At 40.6% G+C, this 24,026-nt stretch carries 19 protein-coding genes and 6 tRNA genes; 15 read left to right on the forward strand and 10 right to left on the reverse strand.

What is annotated here, in order from left to right; all coding sequences use genetic code 11:
* Window position 1: 1 nt before the first annotated feature.
* The 3 genes from HUJ22_RS06840 (at window position 2) to HUJ22_RS06850 (ending at window position 3,253) form a co-directional block, all read left to right on the forward strand.
* On the forward strand, window positions 2–217 hold the full coding sequence (locus HUJ22_RS06840; RefSeq protein ID WP_290875563.1) for a hypothetical protein: 216 nt from the start codon (window positions 2–4) through the stop codon (window positions 215–217).
* A complete protein-coding gene (locus tag HUJ22_RS06845) occupies window positions 207–1,934 on the forward strand; it encodes a Na(+)/H(+) antiporter subunit D (protein ID WP_290875565.1) in 1,728 nt (575 codons plus the stop codon). Before HUJ22_RS06840 ends, HUJ22_RS06845 begins: the two co-directional genes overlap by 11 nt.
* Window positions 1,935–2,014: 80 nt before the next feature.
* Window positions 2,015–3,253 carry a BamA/TamA family outer membrane protein gene (locus HUJ22_RS06850; protein ID WP_290875568.1) on the forward strand — a complete coding sequence of 413 codons (1,239 nt, stop codon included), beginning with the start codon at window positions 2,015–2,017 and terminating at the stop codon, window positions 3,251–3,253.
* A gap of 26 nt (window positions 3,254–3,279) precedes the next feature.
* Here the strand turns inward: HUJ22_RS06850 and HUJ22_RS06855 are convergent, their stop codons facing one another.
* From HUJ22_RS06855 to HUJ22_RS06870, 4 genes are all read right to left on the reverse strand, one after another.
* Window positions 3,280–4,446: a hypothetical protein gene (locus HUJ22_RS06855; protein WP_290875570.1), complete on the reverse strand. Its 1,167-nt coding sequence runs from the start codon at window positions 4,444–4,446 to the stop codon at window positions 3,280–3,282.
* A 120-nt stretch (window positions 4,447–4,566) separates the two neighbouring features.
* Window positions 4,567–4,869, reverse strand: coding sequence for an NADH-quinone oxidoreductase subunit NuoK (nuoK, locus tag HUJ22_RS06860; RefSeq protein ID WP_290875572.1), 303 nt, complete (start codon window positions 4,867–4,869; stop codon window positions 4,567–4,569).
* Window positions 4,870–4,871: 2 nt separating this feature from the next.
* Window positions 4,872–5,390, reverse strand: coding sequence for an NADH-quinone oxidoreductase subunit J (locus HUJ22_RS06865; RefSeq protein WP_290875574.1), 519 nt, complete (start codon window positions 5,388–5,390; stop codon window positions 4,872–4,874).
* 110 nt (window positions 5,391–5,500) lie between these two features.
* Window positions 5,501–6,307: an undecaprenyl-diphosphate phosphatase gene (locus tag HUJ22_RS06870; protein WP_290875576.1), complete on the reverse strand. Its 807-nt coding sequence runs from the start codon at window positions 6,305–6,307 to the stop codon at window positions 5,501–5,503.
* A 76-nt stretch (window positions 6,308–6,383) separates the two neighbouring features.
* Here HUJ22_RS06870 and HUJ22_RS06875 point away from each other — a divergent pair, with 76 nt between their 5' ends.
* A complete protein-coding gene (locus tag HUJ22_RS06875) occupies window positions 6,384–7,385 on the forward strand; it encodes a MoxR family ATPase (protein WP_290875578.1) in 1,002 nt (333 codons plus the stop codon).
* A gap of 344 nt (window positions 7,386–7,729) precedes the next feature.
* On the opposite strand, the gene HUJ22_RS06880 is transcribed toward HUJ22_RS06875, so the two are convergent.
* The 3 genes from HUJ22_RS06880 to cmk all read right to left on the reverse strand — a co-directional run bounded on the left by HUJ22_RS06880 (window position 7,730) and on the right by cmk (window position 11,017).
* Entirely contained in the window at window positions 7,730–8,098 is a 369-nt protein-coding gene (locus HUJ22_RS06880) for a hypothetical protein (RefSeq protein WP_290875580.1), read from the reverse strand.
* Window positions 8,099–8,206: 108 nt separating this feature from the next.
* Window positions 8,207–10,291: a 30S ribosomal protein S1 gene (rpsA, locus tag HUJ22_RS06885; RefSeq protein ID WP_290875582.1), complete on the reverse strand. Its 2,085-nt coding sequence runs from the start codon at window positions 10,289–10,291 to the stop codon at window positions 8,207–8,209.
* A 60-nt stretch (window positions 10,292–10,351) separates the two neighbouring features.
* Window positions 10,352–11,017 carry a (d)CMP kinase gene (cmk, locus tag HUJ22_RS06890; RefSeq protein ID WP_290875584.1) on the reverse strand — a complete coding sequence of 222 codons (666 nt, stop codon included), beginning with the start codon at window positions 11,015–11,017 and terminating at the stop codon, window positions 10,352–10,354.
* A 128-nt stretch (window positions 11,018–11,145) separates the two neighbouring features.
* On the opposite strand from cmk, the gene rpsT reads away from it, so the two are divergent.
* From rpsT to HUJ22_RS06905, 3 genes are all read left to right on the forward strand, one after another.
* A complete protein-coding gene (rpsT, locus tag HUJ22_RS06895; RefSeq protein ID WP_290875586.1) occupies window positions 11,146–11,397 on the forward strand; it encodes a 30S ribosomal protein S20 in 252 nt (83 codons plus the stop codon).
* A gap of 17 nt (window positions 11,398–11,414) precedes the next feature.
* Window positions 11,415–12,938, forward strand: coding sequence for a 2,3-bisphosphoglycerate-independent phosphoglycerate mutase (gene gpmI, locus HUJ22_RS06900; RefSeq protein ID WP_290875588.1), 1,524 nt, complete (start codon window positions 11,415–11,417; stop codon window positions 12,936–12,938).
* Window positions 12,939–13,084: 146 nt separating this feature from the next.
* A complete protein-coding gene (locus HUJ22_RS06905) occupies window positions 13,085–15,664 on the forward strand; it encodes an ATP-dependent Clp protease ATP-binding subunit (RefSeq protein ID WP_290875590.1) in 2,580 nt (859 codons plus the stop codon).
* 88 nt (window positions 15,665–15,752) lie between these two features.
* On the opposite strand, the gene HUJ22_RS06910 is transcribed toward HUJ22_RS06905, so the two are convergent.
* Window positions 15,753–16,835: a hypothetical protein gene (locus HUJ22_RS06910; protein ID WP_290875592.1), complete on the reverse strand. Its 1,083-nt coding sequence runs from the start codon at window positions 16,833–16,835 to the stop codon at window positions 15,753–15,755.
* A gap of 119 nt (window positions 16,836–16,954) precedes the next feature.
* On the opposite strand from HUJ22_RS06910, the gene HUJ22_RS06915 reads away from it, so the two are divergent.
* The 8 genes from HUJ22_RS06915 to HUJ22_RS06950 all read left to right on the forward strand — a co-directional run bounded on the left by HUJ22_RS06915 (window position 16,955) and on the right by HUJ22_RS06950 (window position 20,088).
* Complete coding sequence (locus HUJ22_RS06915) at window positions 16,955–17,998, forward strand: NAD-dependent epimerase/dehydratase family protein (protein ID WP_290875594.1); 1,044 nt, start codon at window positions 16,955–16,957, stop codon at window positions 17,996–17,998.
* A 4-nt stretch (window positions 17,999–18,002) separates the two neighbouring features.
* Window positions 18,003–19,280, forward strand: coding sequence for a glycosyltransferase (locus HUJ22_RS06920; protein ID WP_290875596.1), 1,278 nt, complete (start codon window positions 18,003–18,005; stop codon window positions 19,278–19,280).
* An 81-nt stretch (window positions 19,281–19,361) separates the two neighbouring features.
* Window positions 19,362–19,435 (forward strand) — tRNA-Pro (locus HUJ22_RS06925).
* A gap of 64 nt (window positions 19,436–19,499) precedes the next feature.
* A tRNA-Arg gene (locus HUJ22_RS06930) sits at window positions 19,500–19,573 on the forward strand.
* 23 nt (window positions 19,574–19,596) lie between these two features.
* A tRNA-Cys gene (locus HUJ22_RS06935) sits at window positions 19,597–19,667 on the forward strand.
* 47 nt (window positions 19,668–19,714) lie between these two features.
* Window positions 19,715–19,787 (forward strand) — tRNA-Glu (locus HUJ22_RS06940).
* A 97-nt stretch (window positions 19,788–19,884) separates the two neighbouring features.
* A tRNA-His gene (locus HUJ22_RS06945) sits at window positions 19,885–19,958 on the forward strand.
* 57 nt (window positions 19,959–20,015) lie between these two features.
* Window positions 20,016–20,088 (forward strand) — tRNA-Glu (locus HUJ22_RS06950).
* Between the two features lie 42 nt (window positions 20,089–20,130).
* On the opposite strand, the gene HUJ22_RS06955 is transcribed toward HUJ22_RS06950, so the two are convergent.
* Both HUJ22_RS06955 and HUJ22_RS06960 read right to left on the reverse strand, forming a co-directional pair.
* Window positions 20,131–22,830 carry a cation-transporting P-type ATPase gene (locus HUJ22_RS06955; RefSeq protein ID WP_290875598.1) on the reverse strand — a complete coding sequence of 900 codons (2,700 nt, stop codon included), beginning with the start codon at window positions 22,828–22,830 and terminating at the stop codon, window positions 20,131–20,133.
* Window positions 22,831–22,881: 51 nt separating this feature from the next.
* Window positions 22,882–23,967: a chemotaxis protein CheB gene (locus tag HUJ22_RS06960; protein WP_290875600.1), complete on the reverse strand. Its 1,086-nt coding sequence runs from the start codon at window positions 23,965–23,967 to the stop codon at window positions 22,882–22,884.
* Between the last annotated feature and the right edge of the window lie 59 nt (window positions 23,968–24,026).

Genomic DNA, 24,026 nt, shown 5'->3' on the forward strand with positions numbered 1-24,026 from the left:
TATGAAAAACTGGCACTGGATAGTACTTGGCATCTTACTTATTGCGAGCTTGATCCTGGAATTCACCTATCTTTCAGATTATGCTTCCCACTGGTGGAATCATATCCCTGCATTTTATGCCCTTTGGGGAGGACTTGGATGCGCAGCTTTGATTTTTATTTCCAAAGGATTAGGTAAATTTTTCATCTTAAGTGACGAAGACTATTATGATGCTTGAGCTTCTTTCTGTCCCAGCTATTATTTTGATCTTAGGAGCTTTTGTGCTCCCACTGTTACCGGAGCGTATCAGAAGTACCGCTTTCATCACTTTCCCGTTGCTCGCTTTGGCTATGGTTTGGACAATGCCGGAAGGAAATCTTCTTCAAGTATCTTTTGCCAGTTATGAATTAGAACTTCTGTCTGTTGATGGACTGAGCCGGATTTTCGGGATTATTTTTGCACTGATTACTGTCATTGGCGGCGTATATGCGTTCCATATTAAAGATCTTGGACAACAAAGCTCAGCCTTGGCTTATGCCGGCGGAGCTTTAGGAGTAACTTTTTCCGGAGATTTCTTCACCCTGTTTATTTTTTGGGAAATTATGGCTGCGGCTTCTTCTTACCTGATTTGGGCCAGAGAAAACGAAGAATCAGCTAAAGCGGGTATGCGTTATTTATTGGTTCACATCTTTGGCGGGGGATTACTGTTCACGGGTATTTTATTACACCTCAGCAGCGGTGGTTCCTTATATATCGAAAGCATTGAACCCGCTTACTCTGCCGCCAATATTTTTATGTTATTGGGCGTGGCTTTAAATACAGCCGTTCCTCCGCTCCACGCATGGCTGGCAGATGCTTATCCAAAAGCCACTATTACCGGTGCAGTATTCATGTGTGCACTTACTACCAAATCGGCCGTTTACGTGATGATTCGCTTATTTCCCGGCTGGGAAATTCTGATTTGGGTTGGAGTGATCATGGCCATTTACGGAACTATTTATGCATTACTCGCCAACGACATACGTATAATTCTGGCTTACAGTATAATCAGTCAGATTGGATATATGGTAACGGCAATAGGAATTGGATCCGAATTAGCCTTAAATGGAGCAACGGCTCACGCTTTCAATCATATTATTTATAAGTCCCTGCTATTCATGGCGGCCGGAGCTGTTATTTACGCCACCGGAACCAGTAAATTGAGTGAACTGGGTGGGTTTGCTAAAAAGATGCCATTGATCATCGGGCTTTATATGGTCGGAGCTTTATCCATTTCAGGAATGCCATTCCTGAACGGTTTTGTCAGTAAAACCATGATCTCAGGAGCGCTTGGAGATGCTCACCTGGAATGGCCAATTCTGCTATTGCTGATCGCAACCATTGGAACGTTCCTTCATACCGGACTTAAACTCCCTTACTTCACTTGGTTCACTGAAAAGAAAACTGAATTTGAAGTATCCTCCATCCCGACAAATATGAAAGTAGCCATGGGTATTGGCGCCTTTTTCTGCATCCTTTTTGGTGTGGCTCCGCAATTGCTTTACATTCAGCTTCCTTATGCTACTGACTTCCAGCCATTTTCCATTTATAATTTCGTGGAAATGACACAGATCCTCGTATTAGCATTTGCAGGATTCTGGTTCTTAAAAAAGCATCTCAACGTTTCTTCCACCATTTCCCTGGACACCGACTGGTTTTATCGCCGGCCGGCCGTTGCTGTACGATATGTTTTCGTTGACCTCCCAAACAACTTGTTTGGTGTGGCGGAAGATATAACACTTAAACTAGCAGGAAAGCTTTCAGGGCTTTCTAAAAACCCAATGAGACATTTGTTACCTTCGTTTGTCATGGAAGGCAGAGAAGTGAAATCTGACGGTTTTACTGCATCTATGAGTGCGGCCCTGGCCTTTATTTTATTTGGATTTTTAGTGGCCATTTTATTTGTACTGTTTTAAGAAAATAACTTGGCCAGATTTTATTTAGTAGACGGTTATTCTTAAATCACGCCATTATTTTTCTAAAACTGTCAACAGGATTGAATAGATTATCCGCTGATGATAATCAGCCAAAATCTTATAATACGATTTCAAAATTCTTGAAAATAACTTCTCACGGCCTTTCACCCTTTTTCATACTTTTGATTTTCGGGACTACTCTGTTCAGTCCCTTTGCACAAGCCCAAATTCCTGACACAATCCCTCCGGACAGCATCATTGCTGAATCTATTGAATATGCCTTTCTTCCCGCCCTGGCATATAATTCTGACCTTGGTTTAGTTGGCGGTGGAATAATGAGCCGGTATCACTTTAAAAAAAATGAGCACCCCTTTCAGTCCTATCTTATCGTCAATGCCATTGCCTCCACCAAAGGGCTTCTTTCTTCTTCTGTCTTCATTGATAAACCCAAAATTTTTGATTCACAACTGCGGCTGACTTCAGATTTTTATATCTCCCGCTTTCTCCAAAATCAATATTACGGAATCGGAAATTATGCAAAACTGACGGGTGAACCTGATTATTATTACTACAAATCGTTTTCAACCGGATTAGAATTTATCTTACGGAAACCGCTGTTAATGATAAACACAGAAAATTCACAGCTTGATGCATATGGCACAGCTAATTTCGATTACCGAACTCCATTTGGTAATAATACAGGCCGATTCATTTCAGAAGATACGCCTTTGGGTATCAACGGAATCAGAACGGCGGCTTTAGGAACCGGGTTGATTTGGGAAAACCGTGACAATGAATTTGCCCCTACCCGAGGAACTTATGCGAAAGCAGGAATAAAAATCAGTCAAATGTTGATCGGGAGCTCAGCGAATTACTTAAAGTTTGAAAGTGAGGGGCGGGCCTATACCTCTTTTACCTTAATAAAGAAAGTTACTTTTGCCAACCGAATTTCCTTCACACATACATCAGGGACATTACCCTACTGGCAGCTGGCCGAAATAGGTGGCGAAGCAACCATGAGGGGTTACCCTGAAAATAGATTCAGGGATGATAATGCTCTTTTTCTTAACAGTGAATTGAGGACCTGGTTTTTGGAATTTCCAGCATATGATGTTCGGATTGGAGGAACACTTTTCGCCGACATAGGAAATACCTTTTCAAATGGCACTGCTTTTAAAAATATATTTAAAAACCCCAAATATAGCTTTGGATTTGGAGGCAACAGCTCTTTTTTTAACGAAAACTTTATCTTTCGCGGAGATATTGGATTTTCAGACGAAGGCTATGGAGTTTACTTCACTGCAGGATATATGTTTTAAAACCTCTTTCCGAAGTATGAGTGATGCTAATAAGCAGAACTCAATAATCTACGGTTTCTATACATTATTTCTTTTGCGTGTTCCTTAAGCAAATTAGCCGCATCTAACAACATCAGTTCATTGTTCGGGAAAGGGGCCATCTCGGAATTCACCATATCTTTTGATTCTTTCGACAGTGCCCGCTCATCTCCGGTATAAGATGCCGACATATGTTCAAAAAGTGCTGTAACGCCAATATTTTCCGTTTTCACTAACTGATCAGTTCTGAGATCAATATAATCCAGCGTACCGCCTACTATTGCTTCTTTAACCTGTCTTACCTTAGATATTTCAGCTGAAACCGTTATATAGTTCGGTTCCCTTATATCATTACCGAGAGAATCTTTTTTCACATTTCCCCTTTCATCAAGCACGTATTTCGTACCATCCTGTACTTCCTTCTCTTCGGTAATTTTCTCTTTCTCTATCCTTTCAGGTGTTACATTTATATCATTTATGTTCAGTACAATGAAATAATCATATTTTTGATCCTCATCTTCATAAACACTGTATTTAATCCAGTTATTATTTAAGTCGCTGAGTCCAATTTTCATTAATTCCGATTCAAACCGCGCCGGTAAAACAACCTCAGAATTATTTTCGATAACAAAAAGAACCTGATTAGTTCCCAAATACTCCGCTTCCCGAAGCATTTGGTTTACTTCCCTATAATCTGAATAAATACTCTTCACTCGTTCAAATTCATAATAAGCCCTTCGGGCATTTTCTCTCCCGCCCAGTTCTAAATATTGCAGCCCTTTCTCATAAGAAATCTCTGCTGCTTGTGATTTAGACTCGATAAGCTGCTCATCATAATCGATAATGGTAAACTCACTCATTAATGAACTAGGGAGTGTTTTTATTCGATCTTGTCGATTATCCAATCTTTCGTATAAAAGAAAAATCTTTACATAATTTTCTTCTCTGCCTTCCTTTTCAAGAAATTCTATTTGGTCCATATCAAAGCTGTTTGCCTTTGTATATGCTTCTTTGAGTACATACAACTCTTGATCATCGTTAGGTTTCTTACGAAGCTTTTCCACCGCTTTGTCAATGGCTCTATCATATTGCCCCTTCTGTAAAAGCTTCTCAGAGGAGTTACAACCAGTAAGCAAACTAACCGTTATAGCCAGTATAAATATTCTATTTAGCATAGGACTATCATTTATGAGTTTTTTGAAAAGTAATAATACCAAACCAAATAATTACTATAAAAAAAGCCTTTCTGAATTTCAGAAAGGCTTGAATCTAATAAAATACGGTTTAAAATATCCTTACCAGCGCAGTAAATTAATCTTACTTACATCCACTGTCAGGTTATTTCTAAAAATGGCTATGATAATAGCCAGGCCAACCACAGCTTCTGCTGCGGCAACTGCAAGGGCAAAAAATACTAAAATAATTCCGTCAATATTCCCGTGAAAACTGGCGAAAGAAACCAGTGATAAATTCACTGCATTCAACATTAGCTCAACACACATAAAAATTACAATGGCGTTGCGGCGAATTAAAACCCCCACAATTCCAATGGTAAACATGATAGCACTGAGCCCTAAAAACCAATCGATTCCTATCATAATTAAATCTCTTCTATTCTTTTAATTTTATGCTGAGCAATCATTAATGCTCCCACAACGGCAGCCGTTAGCAGGATTCCGGTCATCTCAAATGGCAGCAGGTATTCCGTAAATAACACATCACCGACAGCTTCTACCGTACCGATAGCCACCATTTCTTCTGAAATTGCGGGAAGGAAGTCTGCCACACCTGCGAGGCTGTAAAAAATCTGCCCTATTACGCCTACAGCCAAAAAGAAAATCAGAAAATATTTCACTCTGAATTTATCAAATAACTGTTCTTCGTCTTCCACATTCAGCAACATGATTACGAACAGGAAAAGTACCATGATGGCCCCGGCATAAACCAGAATTTGTATTACTGCTAAAAACTGAGCATTTAATATTAGAAATATTCCGGCCAGCGAAACCATATTCAGTACAAGGAACAAGGCGCTGTTTACTACGTTTTTGTTTATAACCATAGCCAAGGCCGACCCTATGGCTAACACTGCTAACATGATGAATAAATAAACAATCATAGATAATTTGTTTTGTGAGCGACAAAGGTAGCCATATTTGTTTCCGCCTTCAAGAACCAGCTGTGCTATTTTTATTATTTATTGAATTTTTCTTCACGAGCTTGAAAAAGTTATATCAAATAATATACCAGCCCTATCCCGCCAATCAACCAACAATAGTAGGCAAAGTAATGGAATCCTTTTCTCTTAAGGATAATAATTAAGTATTTGAGAGCATAGTAGCCTGAAATAAAGGCTGCCAGAAATCCAATAACGAGATTAGTAAGCGCTGCGTCAGAAACCCCTATTTCCACTAATTCTTTTACTTCCAGAAGCATAGCTCCCGCTATTACGGGGATTAGCATCAGAAAAGAAAAATTCGCGGCTTCTTCCCTTTTCACGCCCATCCAAAGTGCCGCTGAAATTGTAGAACCGGAGCGACTTATACCCGGGATCATGGCAAAAGACTGCGCAACTCCTATGAGAAAACTGTTGGATAAATTTACATCTTTCGTAGTATTCCCAATAAATCGGGTCGTAAAAAGAATAAGGCCGGTTACCAGCAACATAACAGATACCACTAAAGGATCCGAAAAAATAGCTTCTACTTGATCTTTCAACGTGAAACCGACGATCATGGCGGGAATCATGCTTACAAAAATAAAACCGATCAATTTAACTTTCGGATCTTCTTTTCGAGCAGAAGGACTTTTTAAAAAGCCAAATGCAGAAACCAGCAAGTCCCAAATAATTTTACGGTAGTAAATGAGAATACTGCAGAGGGTTCCAAAATGGACAATCACCTCAAAAGTAATGCCTGTTTCTACTTCTACCCCTAAAATTTGCTTTCCAAGTACGAGGTGTCCTGAACTGCTAATAGGGAGAAATTCAGTTAGTCCTTGAATGATTCCTAATAAAAAAGATTGTAAAACGTCCATTTATTATATTTGTTCACTTTTTGAAGCCAAGAAAATAATCATATCATCAGCTAATACTAAAAAAGAATTTAAAATAATGAGCGAATACGCAATTGACATGGAAGTGCTGAGCGAGAAAATCCAAAAAGACAGCGCATTTATTGAGGACATTAGAAAGGAGTTAGACAAAGTAATAATTGGTCAGCGTTATATGATTGACCGGCTTTTGGTTGGATTATTGACCAATGGACATGTTTTACTTGAAGGAGTTCCGGGGCTAGCTAAGACGCTCACGGTTTCAAGCCTTGCCCAGGTCTTGAATACAGCATTTCAACGCATTCAGTTTACTCCTGACTTGCTCCCCGCTGACTTGATCGGTACTCTCATTTATAATCAGAAAGAGGCAGAATTTTTAGTTAAGAAGGGGCCAATTTTTGCAAATATCATTTTAGCGGACGAAATAAACCGTTCACCGGCTAAAGTCCAAAGTGCTTTGCTTGAGGCTATGCAGGAGAAACAGGTTACCATCGGAGAAAACACATTTAAACTTGAAGAACCCTTTCTTGTGTTAGCTACGCAAAATCCGGTGGAACAAGAAGGAACATATCCACTTCCTGAGGCACAGGTAGATCGATTTATGCTCAAACTAAAAATTGATTATCCTACCGAGAAAGAAGAAATGCAGATCATGCGCATGCAGGCAAAAACAGGGAAAAAAGAAGCGCTGAATAAAGTTGTTGATCCTAAGACAATCCTGGAAGCACGTCAAACTATCAATGAGATTTATATGGATGAGAAAGTGGAGCAATATATCGTGGATCTGGTATTTGCTACCCGGAAGCCAAAAAATTACAACTTAGATGAACTGGAAGACCTGATTAGTTTTGGAGCTTCTCCGCGCGCCACTATCAACCTAAACCTTGCTTCCCGGGCCCAGGCCTTTATGGAGCATCGGGCATACGTTACACCGGAAGATGTACGTACTATTGCAATGGATGTGTTGCGTCACCGTATCATTCCTACTTTTGAGGCTGAAGCCGAGGATATAACCCCGGAAGATATCGTCACCAAGATCATGAATACAGTTCAGGTTCCTTAATGTTTTAAGACATCAAAGCACTTTCACAATTTATGGTTATTAAAAAACCTCACAGCTTTTTAAAGATGTGAGGTTTTTTTGCATCAGGCAGAACTATTCTGTTTTACCTTCGTTCTTCTTTGACTTGTTTTTAAATTGATCGTATCCAATTGGTATGGCAAAGCATAAAATCGCCAATAACGATACAATAATTGTGGTTAGATCGGTATCCATTGTTATAAAAATTTAGGGTTGATATAGCATACCCGTCATTTTCTTTAAAATAATAAGAGGTATGCTTTGTTTGGAGTAGATGAATAATCTCCCGGAAAAGATTCAGGGAAATTATTTCAATAATGGATAGGTCAGAGGTAAAAATGAAAAGGAAAAATCCTCTTTTTAACCGTTAAGCTTATCTCCGTAATTCTTAAACTGGCAAGATATACGGAAGCTTTCCAGCTATGGTACTTCTCTGAAGTATATCTTCCGTAAGTTTCTTGTTCTGTTACATTTTCAGAGCTTTGTAACGAGTTGGTATTTGAATTATGAAGAGCTTGTTCACTTTGATGATGAATTGCAAATAAAAGATCGTGTGTAGTCTTATCTGAATGATGCTCTTCTATCGGTTGAATCTCTGCATCAGGGTAAACTGTGTTTACAGTCACCATCGCAACAGAGGACGAAGAAAGCAACAAACTAAATAGTAAAACAGGTATGTACTTGCTGGTATTCATTAATCAATAATACGCAGAAGATTACCAATAATTATTGACCGGTTAAAAATAAAAAAGCCCCTCACATAAGTTATGTTCGGGGCTTTTAAATAACTTGGCAAAAGAGAATTATTCTTCTTCGTCAGAAGTATCTTTTTTCTCTTCTTTTTCTGCCTTGGTCTCTTCCTCTTCATCGGGGGCTTCTTCCTTCTCGGCTTTAGCCTTGGCTTCTTCTTCAGCCTTTTTCTTCTTGGCCTTAGCTTTGTCAGCTTTTTCCTGAGCTTCAGCTTTCTCTTTTTCTTCCATATCCGCCTTCAAAGCAGCCAAACCTGACATCTCGCCGAGCGTTGGGGCGCCGGTTTCTGCCTTCGAAGTATCTGCTTTTTTCTTGGTTTTCGCTTTCTTGGCTTTATCCTTGTCAGAATCAAGCTGGCTGATTTCAATGTTTTTGCTGTTCTCGTCAAAGTTCAGTACAAAAGCATCTTCTACCTTATCGCCTTCTTTATACTCAGCTTCAGTAGATTTACTGTAATTCAAGAATGCTTCAGCTCCTAATGGAAGCTTCACAAATACGCCTTTATCCGTAGTTTTAATTACTTCCCCTTCTACTTCATTTCCGGGAGCGTATTCTTCAGCATATTTCTTCCAAGGGTTATCTTCCACTTGTTTGTGTCCAAGAGTGATTCGACGGTTATCGAAGTCAACACCAAGAATCACAACCTCGATTTCCTGATCTTTGTCAACCACTTCATTTGGATGGTCAACTTTCTCAGTCCAGCTTAGGTCAGAAACGTGAATCAAGCCGTCAATTCCAGGCTCCAGTTCAACGAAGACTCCAAAATTGGTAAGGTTGCGAACAACCCCGGTGTGTTTTGAACCAACAGGGAATCGCTCCAGGATATCTGCCCATGGATCTTCTTCCAGTTGTTTAACACCAAGAGAAATTTTCTTCTCTTCTTCGTTAATGTTCAATACAATACATTCGATTACATCATCCTTCTCAACTAACTGAGATGGGTGTTTAATATGTTGCGTCCAAGACATTTCAGAGATGTGAATCAACCCTTCCACGCCTTTTTCAAGTTCAATAAATGCACCGTAATCAGCAATAGATACTACGCGACCCTGAACTTTATTTCCTTCAGGATATTTCTCGTTGATACCTTCCCATGGATGAGGCTGAAGTTGTTTCAATCCAAGAGAAACTCGTTTACTTTTCTCATCAAAGTCGATTACAGCAACATTCAAGCGCTGATCAAGCTGGACAATTTCGTGTGGATCGTCAACACGTCCCCAAGATAGATCGGTAATGTGTAACAGTCCGTCAACCCCACCAAGATCAATAAATACACCGAAATCGGTAATATTTTTAACGGCACCTTCAAGTACCTGTCCGGCTTCAATGGTTTCAAGAATTTCTTCACGCTGATCTTCAAGGTCAGACTCAATAAGAGCACGGTGAGATACAACCACATTTTCAGCAGCCATATTCAATTTCACAACCTGGAATTCCATGGTTTTTCCTACATAGGCATCAAAATCGCGCACCGGGCGTACATCAATTTGCGAACCGGGCAAGAAGGCATCTATACCTAATACATCTACCACCATACCGCCTTTGATGCGACGCTTGATGTAACCTTCAATGATATCGCCATCTTCATGAGAGGCTTCAATTTTTTCCCATGCCTGCAGGATATCTGCTTTACGGCGAGAAAGGATAAGCTGACCTTCTTTATCTTCAACCCGATCCAGGAATACTTCAATTTCATCGCCCACTTCCATCTCTTCGAGGGCTTCGTTTGAAAACTCATTGACCTGGATGATACCTTCAGACTTAAATCCGATATCAACAACAACGTACTTCTCATCAATAGAGACTACACGTCCTTGTACAATTTCTTTTTCTTCAATTTCATTAAGGGTATTTTCATACATACCCACCATTTCATTGTATTCATCATCAGAGTACTCGTCTGACGGGCGCTGGAGATCTTCTAACTTGAATACATCTCCCTCTACCTCTCCTGAATACACATGAGTAAGCGTTTCTTCTCTCTCTTCAGCAGCAGTTTCTTCTGCCTCAGTTGCAGCTGCTTCTTCTTCAGTTGCTGTTTCTTCTTTCTCTTCCGCTTCAGTTACTTCCGTGGTTTCTTCAACCTGTTCCTCGGTTGTTTCTTGTTCGGCTTGTTCTTGTTTTAATTCTTCAGTCATTATGTTTGGTTATTGGTTTACCTCACAATTGACTTTCAACTGTGGGATAAGTTAAGGTTATTATTTTTTCTGTGATGAAATCAGTTGTTCAATCTTATCGCTTATGAAAGCAACTTGTTCCTCAAATGTCATCTCGGAGGTATCCACCAAGATAGCATCGTCAGCTTTTTTAAGAGGATCCGAACTTCTGTTAGAATCTTTCTCGTCTCTTTGGGCAATATTTTGTTTCACTTCATCGAGTGTAACATCTTTGCCCTGTGCCTTCACTTCATTAAATCTGCGCTTGGCACGTGTTTCCAAATCTGCAATCATATAAAATTTCAATGCTGCATCCGGGAACACTGCCGTACCCAAATCTCTTCCATCGGCTATATATATATCATGCTTAACAACTTCTCGCATGAGATCATTTATATATGCCCTTACTTCCGAATTTGAAGCCACTTCGCTTACACTCTCAGAAACCTCCATGCTTCTGATATCATCGCTTACATCGCGACCATTCAAAAACGCATGAAATTTTTTCTTTTTGAAATAAAAGGAAATCTCACTTTCTTCAAGCTGATCAAAGAACTGTCGGTAATCTTTTTGGCAGTTCAAATAAACTAAGGTAGCCACACGATACAATGCTCCCGAGTCAAGAAATTGAATCTGAAGTTGCGCCGCTACGGCTTTAGCTGTTGAACTTTTACCCGATCCTGCGGGCCCATCTATTACCACTATCATACAGATCAGCTAAATTAAACTTATATTGTTAATTATTCAATCATTTCTTGTTTAATATTTCCATAACTCTTAATTTTGGTTTCTCGGAAAAATTCGAGGAATAATTAATTTCAAAAGCATATTTCGCAATGCCAATTACCAAACAAGCCAAGAAACGCGTACGCCAGGCTGAGCAAAGAAGAAGTCACAACCGTAACCGTCGTTCTAAAATGAGAACGTTGGTCAAAAAAGTATATGAGATTTCTGATAAAAAAGAAGCAGAAAAAGCACTCAAAGAAGCTGTTTCTTACCTCGACCGAATGACTGTTAAAGGCATCATTCACGAAAACAACGCAGCTCGAAAAAAAGCCCAACTCACCAAGTACGTAAATAACTTATAAGATTAGGATGTAGTTGGATGGCCAACTCTGAATCGAAAGCATTACTTGTAATCTTAGATGGATTCGGGTTGGCTAAAGATCCAACCGTCAGTGCAGTAGATAAAGCTGACAAACCTTTTATAGATTCGCTTTTCAACACTTGCCCTCACTCCAAACTTTCTGCCAGCGGCGAAAATGTAGGCCTGCCTGATGGTCAATTTGGAAATTCTGAAGTGGGGCATCTAAACATCGGAGCAGGGCGAATTGTCTGGCAAGAACTTTCCCGAATTAATAAAGCTATAAGTGACGGTTCTTTCTTTAATAATGAAGAACTACTGAATGCTGTTAAAAAAGCCAAGCCTCGTAATAAAATCCACATCATGGGTTTATTTTCCGATGGCGGGGTTCACAGCCACAACAATCATTTATTTGCCCTGCTCGAACTTTGCAAAAAGCATGGACTTGAAAATGTTTTTGTGCATGCCTTTACCGATGGCCGCGACACCTCTCCTCACGGCGGGGTTGAATATGCCAAAGAATTTGAAGCTAAAGCCCAAGAAATTGGAGTTGGAAAACTGGCTTCAATTGTAGGGCGCTATTACGCCATGGACCGTGATAACCGATGGGAGCGCATTAAGCTTGCCTATGACCTCCTGATACATGGCAAGGGGGAAAAATTCGCCTCGGCCGAAGAAGGATTGAAAACATCTTACACTGAAGATAAAGTGACGGATGAGTTCATCAAACCTATTTTACTTGATGACACTCAGGAATCCCGTATTGAAAAAGGCGATGTTATCCTCTTTTACAATATCAGGGGAGATCGGGCCCGTCAGATTTCAAGAGCTTTTAATGAATCTGGTTTTAATGAATTTGAAGTAGAAGATTTAGACTTACATTATACCACCTTCACTTCCTATGATGAGACTTTTGACTTTGCCAATGTAGCCTATCCCCCACAGGAACTTAAAAATACTATGGGCGAGTGGCTCAGTAAAAAAGGCTTCAAACAATTCAGAATAGCCGAGACGGAAAAATATCCGCACGTAACCTATTTCTTTAATGGCGGAGTGGAAGCACCTAACAAAGGTGAAGACCGAATTGTAATTCCAAGCCCTAAAGTGGCCACATATGATCTTCAGCCTGAAATGAGCGCTGAGCAAGTTGCTGATACGCTTTGTGAAAAACTGTCGACGGAAGAATATCAGTTTGTGGTACTCAATTTTGCCAATCCTGATATGGTTGGACATACCGGCGTGATGGAAGCTGCAATAAAAGCCGTCGAAACTGTTGACGCACAGCTTAAAAAAGTTATTGAAACTGCCAATCAACATGGTTATCGCTCGCTCATAATTGCAGATCACGGTAATGCAGATTGCATGATAAAAGAAGACGGGAGCCCGCATACAGCACATACAACGGCATTGGTACCGGCTATTGTGGTTAATTATCCTGAAGAAATCACCTTGCAGGATGGTATTCTGGCTGACGTATCTCCCACGCTCCTAAAGCTTATGGGTATTGAACAGCCCGATGAGATGACCGGATCACCATTATTTTAATACTTGAGAGTCGCATTTAGTTTGCATTTACTATACCGCCCTACTACCTTCGAGTAGTAATGAACTAAAGCGGTGATTTACACGTTTTTTTATCCGAATCATTAAAGAATCTATTTACACCAAAAAGGACAAAAGGAACACGTCAGATGGAGGGAAATTTTTCAAGTAAAGTTCGAGATGTAATTCAGTTTAGCCGGGAGGAAGCTCTCAGGTTAGGGCATGACTACATCGGAACTGAGCATTTAATTTTAGGTATTGTTCGATTAGGAGATGGTGTAGCTGTCCGGATTCTTAAAAATCTGGATTGCGATCTCTTTAAACTTAAGAAAACTATTGAAGATACTGTTCGCGGAACTGGCGGGTCGGTACAAGTAGGAAATATACCTCTTACCAAACAAGCCGAAAAAGTTTTGCGAATTACCTATTTGGAAGCCAAACTTTATAAAAGTGACACCATAGGAACTGAGCACCTTTTACTCTCCCTGCTAAGAGATGATGAAAATATTGCTGCTCAAATCCTGCAACAGTTCAGTATTTCTTATGATGCAGTTCGTGAAGAACTGGATCTTATTATTTCAGGAAAATCTCGCGACGATCAAAGCGATGCATCATCGATGAAAGCGAGTGCTTCTAGCTCAAAAGGATCAACCGGTTCAGGAAGTTCAAGGGAAAAGAAAATGGAAAAATCAAAAACACCTGTACTCGATAACTTTGGCCGTGATTTAACTGAATTAGCCGAAGAAGGTCGCCTCGACCCTATTATCGGGCGAGAAAAAGAAATTGAACGCGTAGCTCAGGTGTTGAGCCGCCGTAAGAAAAACAACCCCGTGCTTATTGGTGAACCCGGTGTTGGAAAAACAGCCATAGCCGAAGGGCTTGCCACTCGTATTGTGGAACGTAAAGTATCAAGAGTATTATATGACAAACGTGTTATAGCTTTGGATCTTGCTGCCTTGGTGGCCGGTACAAAATATCGCGGACAGTTTGAAGAGCGTATGAAAGCGGTAATGACTGAACTCGAGAAAACTGAGGATGTCATCCTGTTCATTGATGAGCTCCATACTATAGTTGGAGCCGGGGGTGCAAGTGGCTCATTGGATGCTTCAAACATGTTGAAACCCGCACTTGCACGAGGAGATGTTCAAGCCATCGGGGCAACCACCTTAAATGAATACCGACAGTTTATTGAAAAAGACGGAGCCCTGGAACGAAGATTCCAGAAAATCATGGTTGACCCAACCACTCCGGAAGAAACTATTGAGATTCTAAATCAAATTAAACCAAAGTACGAACAACATCACAGTGTACGCTATGTGGATGCTGCTATTGAAGCGTGCGTGAAGCTGACCGACCGATACGTTTCTGATCACTTCCTCCCTGACAAAGCTATTGATGCTTTGGATGAAGCCGGCGCCCGTGTTCACTTGTCAAATATCACGGTTCCGCAGAACATCATCGATTTAGAAGAAGAGATTGAGACTACCAGTAATGAGAAAAATTCAATGGTGAAGAAGCAGCGTTTTGAAGAAGCTGCCCGACTCCGTGATAAAGAAAAACGTCTGATTGAAGAACTCGAGGTAGCCCAGCGTGAATGGGAAAAAGAGTCTGAAAGTATCGTTTATGATGTAGAGGAAGATGATGTAGCTTCAGTTATAGCCATGATGAGTGGTGTTCCTGTAAATAAGATCAGTCAAAATGAAGGGCAAAAACTTCTGAAAATGAAGGAAAGCCTTTCCGGCAAAGTAATTGGACAGGAAGAAGCTATTGTCAAATTAACGAAAGCTATACAGCGCACCCGTGCCGGATTAAAAGATCCTTCCCGCCCCATTGGTTCATTTATATTCTTAGGGCCAACGGGAGTAGGTAAAACTGAAATGGCAAAAGTGCTTTCCAAATATCTCTTTGATAAGGAAGACACTCTTATTCGAATAGACATGAGTGAGTATATGGAGAAATTCTCCGTATCCCGTTTAGTGGGAGCTCCTCCGGGCTATGTTGGCTATGAAGAAGGTGGAATCCTGACTGAAAAAGTACGACGAAAACCTTACAGTGTGGTATTACTGGATGAAATTGAGAAAGCTCACCCGGATGTATTCAACATCTTGCTTCAGGTACTGGATGATGGAATCCTGACTGACAGCTTAGGGCGCAAAGTAGATTTCCGGAATACGATCATTATCATGACTTCGAACATTGGTGCTCGCGATATCCGGAATATGGGTAAAGGAATCGGTTTTGATACCGACGACTCTCCTTTCGATTATGCGAAGATGAAATCAACCATTCAGGATGCGCTTAAGAAAGTGTTTAATCCGGAGTTCTTAAATCGTATTGATGATGTCATTACCTTCAGACCACTGGAGAAAAAAGATATCTTCCAGATTATTGACTTGATGAATGAAGAACTCTTTAACCGGATCAAAGAACTTGGCTTTGAAGTTGAAGTAACTAAAGCAGCTAAGGAATTCATCACCGACAAAGGCTTCGATCAGAAATATGGAGCGCGTCCATTGAAGCGTGCTATTCAGAAGTACATCGAAGACCCACTTGCGGAAGAACTCCTCGAAACCAAACATAACGACGGGTCTGTTATTAAAATTAAGATGAACAAATCCCGGGATGGATTGGAATTCGATTGGACCGATGCTGAACCTTCTGCTTCAGCAAAAGAAAAAGAAGAAAATGGTCAGGAAGAAGATGCTTCAGAACAAGCAAAAGAAGTATAGCCTGAACCCGAATTAAATCTCACCTAAAAAAGCCCCGCACATTAATTATGTCCGGGGCTTTTTTCTATCTGTCGCTAGATACTCATTTTCAGAATTGTACTTTCAAGCTCAGGGTTTTATTCATTCCTGAGAGCGTGTACCTGAAAGAACTGGTACGGTTTAGATCCAATGGCAATAAATCAGTGATGCTTAATTGAGAATTATAGCCGTTCCGCTCAATTGAACGTGCCGAAATATTAATCGCATGCAGCTCAACATCCTCCAAAACGGAACCGGCCTGTGAAGCCGTTAATGCAATCAGGGTCTCATCTTCCGGGATATATTCTGCAAAATATAATCTTGACCGAAAACTCGTGCTTCCTATTCTCTCACCGCTTGTTGTGGAATAAACCCCAACTCTCCCATTTGACCGAAGGGTTATGTGTTCACCATCATCGGATATCACCACATCTTCAACACTCTGATCAAAGCTTATTTGCACCAAATCATTGCCAAAACGATCGGTTAATATCACCTGATCTTCTGTACCCGGCCTGTATGTCACTATTCCTATAAACTGCCCATTATCTGATACTTTAACCACGCGGATGGCTCGCTCACTGCTAAAATAAATATTACTGGTAGTCCAGTTTTTATGTACTATTTTAGCCCTTGACCCTTCTTTACCGTCCTGAACTATTTTTGGATTATACAACACAATCGTTTTAAAAGCAGGGTCAGCCGCAAGCTCCGAAACAGACTCCCCTTCCGTGCTTTGCGAACTGTTTGAAACAGATTGCTTAATTTTCCCCATCGAATCATAAAAAAGAAAATTAGCTATATTTTCTCTGACAATAAAAGCTCCGTTCAGCTTTGCATAAATTTTCGCCGAAGCATCATTCCCTTTCAAATTATATAATGCATCGTACAAGGCTACCCCATTACCGGCATGCACAGTCACTCCACTGCCGGCCAACGCTGCAGAAATTGCCGTCAAACTATTTATATGAGATGATACAGCCTGATTGGTAAACGAAAGGCTATTATTGCTAATGCCTACCTGATGGCCTGCAACTGAATATTGATTTATCCCGTTATTTTGGGTAGCCGATGTTTCTGAAATACTTAATGATTGGGCATGACTAAAACTTGAACCCAACGCAAATACAATACAAAGAATAAAATTTTTCATGATAAACTTTAGATTTAATGGATCGCTAAGAACGGAATTTTTCAAGACTATTTCTTCTTTTTCAAAGGCTTTTTACTAAAATCCCTATCTTATGCAAAAATCAAAAACAAACTAGCAATATGGGCTATCATCTAATCACCGGCGGATGCGGATTTGTCGGAAGGAATTTTGTAAAACGTCTTCATAAAACCACTAACGACACCATTTTTTTCATTGACGACCTCTCCGTGGGAACTCACCCTTCTACCTGGCTTCCTGAAGGAACTCCTTCCCGTAAAGAAAACGGACTGGAATTTTTCGGAGATGATAGTCGTATGGTTTTCCTAAAACAGGATGCGCGCTACTTCATTCGAGCTATGCTCGATAATGAAAATCATATCAAGGATACTTACGGATTGGATGTTACACGTTTCAAAGACGTATTTCATTTTGCTGCCATTGTAGGCGGACGGGCTAAAATTGATGGTGACCCCATGCTGGTAGCTCTCGACCTTTCGATTGATGCCGAGTTTTTCCTCTGGGTATGCAGGCAAAAACCTAATCGGGTATTATACCCCAGTTCAAGCGCCGCCTATCCCGTTGATTTGCAAACAGAATCGGATGCTATCGCGCTCAGCGAGAGTGATATCAATTTCAAAAAAATGGGGCAGCCCGACATGACCTATGGCTGGTCTAAACTCACCGGCGAGTATCTTGCACAAACTGCTGCAAAGCATTATGGTCTTTCTGTAACCTGTATCCGCCCGTTTTCAGGGTATGGAGAAGATCAGGATTTATCCTACCCTATCCCGGCCATTGCCCGGCGGGCAGCACTGAAAGAAAACCCTTTCGAAGTATGGGGAACCGGTGAACAAGGACGGGATTTCGTTCACATTGAAGACGTCATGGATTGTACGTTATATGCCATGGACAGAATTACAGACGGAAGTGCAATCAATATCGGTAGCGGGAAACTCACCTCTTTCCTCGAAATAATAGAGATATTCACCTCTTTTGCGGGCTACGATCCTAATATTAAAAAGCTACTGGATAAGCCGGTTGGTGTTCACTCCCGATATGCCGATATGAGCTACGTAAATAACGAGCTTGGATGGAAACCCAAACTTTCCCTTGAAGAGGGTATGCGACGTGTTTATGACGTTGCAGTAGAAAAATACGCATAAGTTTATGCCAACTATTGTCTGTTTCGGACCGGGTCCAAAATTCAAGGGAGGAATTTCCAATTACAACACCTCGCTTGCAAAAACTCTGGATAAGAATCCTGAGAATGAAGTTCATATTGTTTCCTGGACGAACCAGTATCCCTCTATTATTCCAAGGGAATTTGTAGATAAATCAAGTCATTCTGATTTTCTTGAAGGTACCCGGGTTAAGGTGAAGTATATCACCAACTATAACAATCCCTTCAGCTGGAAAGAAACGGCGAAGTACATCGCATCCCTTAATCCTGAAAAGGTCATTTTTCAATGGGCAATTTCTATACAAGGCATTCCGATGGGGGCTATTTCCAAATGGCTGAAGAGACTTTCTGATGCTGAAGTGATTTTTGATTTGCATTTTGTAGTCCAAAAAGAAGGAAGTACCATCGATGAACGACTCACAAAACGAGGTATCAAACACGCCGATACCTACATCACTCATGCTTACAAAACAGTGGATGAACTGAAAGCCCTCTATCCAAATCGCGCATTTGTTGTTAATGAAACCGGAGAGCGATCGCCTTCGGATGCTACTACCGTAATCAAACTTTTTCATCCTGTGTACGATTTGTATGAATCGGATCCTGATTTTGATACCGAAGCCTTCAAAAAAGAACTGGGGTTAAAAAAGCACGTTTTCCTTTTCTTCGGATTTATCCGGAAATACAAAGGATTGCATAATACCATCCGCGCCTTTAAGAAGGTAACTGATGAACGGGATGACGTTTCATTACTAATTTGTGGGGAGGAATTTTGGGCTACACTCGATACTTCCAAACTTACTACAAAAATAAAACGAGGCCTTTTTGCCGTTGCTCAAAAACTTTTCCTCAAAAATAAGGATAGCGAGCAAGATTACCGACCGCTGAAATTAATAGAAGAACTCGGACTCGAGAAAAGCACAGTTGTTAAAAATGAATTTATTCCAAATGAGGATGTGCACAAATATTTTCAAGTCAGTGATTGCAGCGTGCTCTATTATTTAACCGCTACTCCGTCGGGAGTTGAATCATTGACTTATAATTTTGAGCTTCCAATTTTAGCTACCAGCGTAGGGCATTTCCCGGAAACCATTAAGGATGGATTTAACGGCTATTTAGCCAAAGATCAGGATATTGATTCCATGGCTGAACAAATGCTCAAGTTTATTGAAAAGCCATTACCGAAAGAAAATGTGCGTAAATCCGCGGAAAATATGAGTTGGGAAAATTACGTTACAGCCATACTCTATGATCACTCTGATTAATTACTGAATTTTAAGAAAAAAGTGATTTATTCATTTGGCAACCGTGTGAAATAAGTCCTATATTTGGAGTCTTTCGAAGAACGGGGAGTGGCGCAGTCCGGTAGCGCATTCGCTTTGGGAGCGAAGGGTCGCAAGTTCAAATCTTGTCTCCCCGACTAATAAAGATTTCCCGGCTTTACGGTTTGGAAATCTTCGTTTTTTTGAAATAATGTAAGTTGAGCGCCCGTAGCTCAACTGGATAGAGCAACGCCCTTCTAAGGCGTAGGTTACAGGTTCGACTCCTGTCGGGCGTACTAGCTTTTGGCTTAAACAATAAGGCGACATGGCCGAGTGGTTAGGCAGAGGTCTGCAAAACCTCGTACGGCGGTTCGAGTCCGCCTGTCGCCTCATTAATGCTTTATTTATTTATTTTTGACTTATTGATATTTCATTATGCCGCGTTCGTCTAGGGGTCCAGGACGCCGCCCTTTCACGGCGGTAGCACGGGTTCAAATCCCGTACGCGGTACTAAACTTCGCTTGCGAAGTTCAAATTCCAAATGCTCAAGCACCAAATTCCAATATCTTTGGAATTTGAGATTTGGAGTTTGGAATTTAAAAACACGGAGCCCGTAGCTCAGTCGGTTAGAGCGCTAGGTTGTGGCCCTAGAGGCCGTGGGTTCAATTCCCATCGGGCTCCCATTTATTTTAAGCTGTGGATTAAAAACCCACAGTTTTTTTATTGAAAAAACTTGATGCCGCGTTCGTCTAGGGGTCCAGGACGCCGCCCTTTCACGGCGGTAGCACGGGTTCAAATCCCGTACGCGGTACACACCAAAAAGCCCCGCACATAGATTATGTGCGGGGCTTTTTTATTTATCTAATAATTTTCCATAATAACTTTTGAGTATATAATAAGCCTGCCCCGCAACAAAAGGAATCAAACTCATTACGATCACTACCTTCCACTCTGAGATCGAGATAGGAAACAGTTTTAATACCAATGCTAATTCCGGTATATAAATAATAGCGATGATCAACAAGGTACATAGGATCAAAGCCAACCAGACCCATATATTTTTGGTAATCTCATTCTTGAAAATTTGGCTTTGTTGCTCTCTCATATTGAACACATGCCAAAGTTGTGCAAAGGCAAGGGTGAGAAAACTCATCGTTACTGCTTGAGATGGATCTTGCCCGATAATGTGTATCCCCCATAAAAATGCACCGAAAACCGATCCTGTAATCAGTACTCCATACCAAAAAATAAATGACCAATTTGATCTGTTCAGTATACCTTCTGTGCTTGAACGTGGTTTTCTTTCCATGATATCCTCACTTCCTTTACCTAGTCCAAGGGCGAGCGCCGGAAATACATCGGTAACCAAATTCAAAAACAGAATCTGAAGCGGAAGAATGGGTAATGACATCCCAATAATTGATGCTATACCGACCACCATGATCTCACTTACATTACAGGAGATCAGATACATGACAAACTTTTGAATGTTAATGAATATGACCCTGCCTTCTCTTATCGCTACAACAATGGTAGAAAACCGGTCATCAGTCAATACAATATCAGCGGCTTCCCGCGCCACTTGTGTACCCCTTTCCCCCATGGCTATACCTATATCCGCTTTTTTAAGAGCCGGTGCATCATTTACTCCATCCCCCGTCATTCCAACTATGTATCCGTTTTTCTGATAAAGTTCGATCAGGTCCAGTTTTTGTTTGGGATTGATACGGGCAAATATATGTGCCTTTAGCTGTTCTTCTTCCGGTTGATTCTCAAGTTCCAGGCTGTGAATGATATGCTGATCCTGAGGATCTCCGAGCCCCACCTCACCGGCAATGTATCTGGCTGTCTCTACCTGATCGCCAGTCATCATTACAACCCTTATCCCCGCATCCCTGCATTGCTCAATGGCTGTTCTCACATCTTTTCTTGGGGGATCAAGGAAAGTGATAAGTCCTACAAAACAGAGCTCTTGATAAGATTCTTCTTCCAAATCGGTTGAGAACCTTTCAGCCAAAGCTAACATTCTGAAACCGTTTGCAGCCAATTCCTGATTTAGTTTGATAAAATACTGCTTTACCTTTTCAGTTAGAGTTTTTATCTCTGAGTTGTGCAAATAGCTCGTAGACGACTTGAGCACTTCTCCCGGAGCTCCCTTAACATGTACCCGGTAACCTCCTTGATCCAATTCATTCCAGGTTGCCATCATTTTTGTTTGGGGATCGAATGCAGTTTCTTTCTTTTCAGGATATTGTTTTATGAGATCTTCAAACTCCAATCCTGCAATTCTACCGGTAGCAAGAAGTGCAATTTCGAGCGGATCTCCTGAGCCTCCTTCTGTTTTATCATATAGAGATGCATTATTACAAATGACTCCAATTTCCAGCGCTTTCATTAGTTCCTGATCTTTTTTTGGATCTACGCTTACTTCCCCTTCATAAAATCCACGGCCATTTGAGGTTTTAATTGTTATGGAGCGTTCATAAAACTGGAACCCTTCAACGGTCAACTCATTCTCAGTAAGTGTTCCTGTTTTATCAGTACAAATAACTTCGGTTGCTCCCAAGGTTTCAACGGAGGAAAGTCGATTAACCAAAGCATTCTTTTCTGCCATTAACTTAAGCCCCCTCGCAAGTGATATGGTTGCTACAATAGGTAAACCCTCCGGAATTGCTGCAACGGCCAGTGCTATACCCATTTCAACCATAAGAAAAAGTGACCGGCCGGTTAATATCCCCAATACTACGATAACAAAGATAATTCCTGCAGTGGCAATGATGAGTTTATATCCAAGATCATTCAGACGTTTTTCAAGCGGTGTTTTTTCGTCCTCAGTTATTTCTACTAAGGAAGTTATCTTTCCCAACTCGGTATTTAGCCCTGTATTTACAACCAATGCTTCCCCGGTACCCCGCGTAACAGCTGTTCCCTTATACAACATACTGCTGCGTTCTGCGAGTGCGGTCTTTGTATCGACAGGATCGGCTGATTTACTCACCGGTAAACTCTCACCGGTCAGTGCCGATTCATCAGCTTGAAGTTTGGAGCTGTTGAGCACACGCAGATCAGCCGTGATAATGTCCCCGCCTTCAATAATTATGATATCTCCGGGCACCAGATCTGCTGCATTTACCAGTGATATCTTCCCGTCCCTCCTGACCCTGGTTTTTACCGTTCCTAGTTTATACAAAGCCTCCATAGAACGAACAGCCTTCATTTCAGTACCAAACCCAATCAAAGTATTGATCAGGATCACGATCACAATGGCCCAACCCTCAATCCATTCCCCAAAAAGAAAAGCTACACCAGAAGCAGCGATCAATAATGCAATAATGATACTCTTAAACTGAGCAAATAATATTGACCACCAACTTCTGACTTTTTGTTTTTTTAACTGATTGGACCCAAATTGCTTTTTCTTTTGCCGTACTTCTGTTTCAGACAATCCATGCTGTACCTTTACATTAAATCTTTTAAGTAATTGATCCGTTGATAAAGCCCAGACTTTATCGTCTCTATCAATAGGTTCATGAGGGTCAGAGGATTGTGTCATTTATTTATTACATCTTCCAACGGCTAATGCCTGAAGCCGTTTTCAGGTTAGTTATGTTTGGATCACAGGTACTGTAACAAAACCTTTTTTTGCATTTCTCTTTTCAAGAGGCACTCTTTTAATAATTTCCCAACTTAAAAATTCTTCGAAACAAACCTGATCACTTAGGCCTGCATTATAAATATCATTCAGTAATGCTCCGGCAAAAAGTGAATCCGGTTGTAGTATCAAAATTTCACCGCCATTTTCTTTTAGAAGCTGGGCACCCATGAATCCATCATGTCCATAACCGTTTAGCAACACTCCCAGTGCTTTTTCTCTGAAGATCCTTGATATCGACCGAAATACAACATCAATTGAAGGTCGCACTCCATTCTCTTTAGGCCCCTTATGAAGCCTCAACGAATATCCGCTATCCTCACGAATAACTTCAGCATGAAAACCTCCGGGTACTACATATACAGTTCGCGGTTCTAGCTTAACTCTGTCTGCAGCTTCAGTGATCTTAAGTTTTGAAACCCGGTTCAATGATTCTGCTAAAACTCCGGTGAATATCTTTGGTAAATGTGGCACCATTACGACAGGTACCGATATATTACCTGATATTTTACTAAAAATTTTATACAAGGTTCTTATTCCTTCAGAACCGGTTCCAATAACCACTATATCTGCTTTTTGACGATTATTTTTTCGTATCAATGGTAGTTTACCCTGCCTTTGCTTCCCGGATTTGATCTCTCTTATATTCTCAATAATAAGTCCCAATCTCTTTTGAAAATGATTTTTAGCTAATAAAAGCATATTATTTTTTTCAGGATTTGTAATAAAATCAACGGCACCTCTATTTAATGCGTTTAAAATTGCAATTGCTCCTTTTTCCGTACGCTTTGCAATTGCTACAACCAATAAGGATGGATATTTCGCCCGAAGCATTTCGATATCAATTTTTGAACTTGATCTACTTTCCTGTACATCAAAGAAAACCACATCAAATTTTTCATTTTCAATAACTGTATAAATATCCTCAGAATCACACACATTACGAACTTCTACGCCATTGAAAGATTTCAGCATATTCGAAAGAACTCTTCTTTCAAGAATATTATCATCTATAATCAGTGCTTTTATATTTTCCATAATTGCCTCTCAAGGATTGCATGAATTATTTTACCTCTCTATTTAGTCTTCGAAGCATA

Source organism: Gracilimonas sp., from assembly GCF_014762685.1.
In the GTDB taxonomy this organism is placed as follows: domain Bacteria; phylum Bacteroidota; class Rhodothermia; order Balneolales; family Balneolaceae; genus Gracilimonas.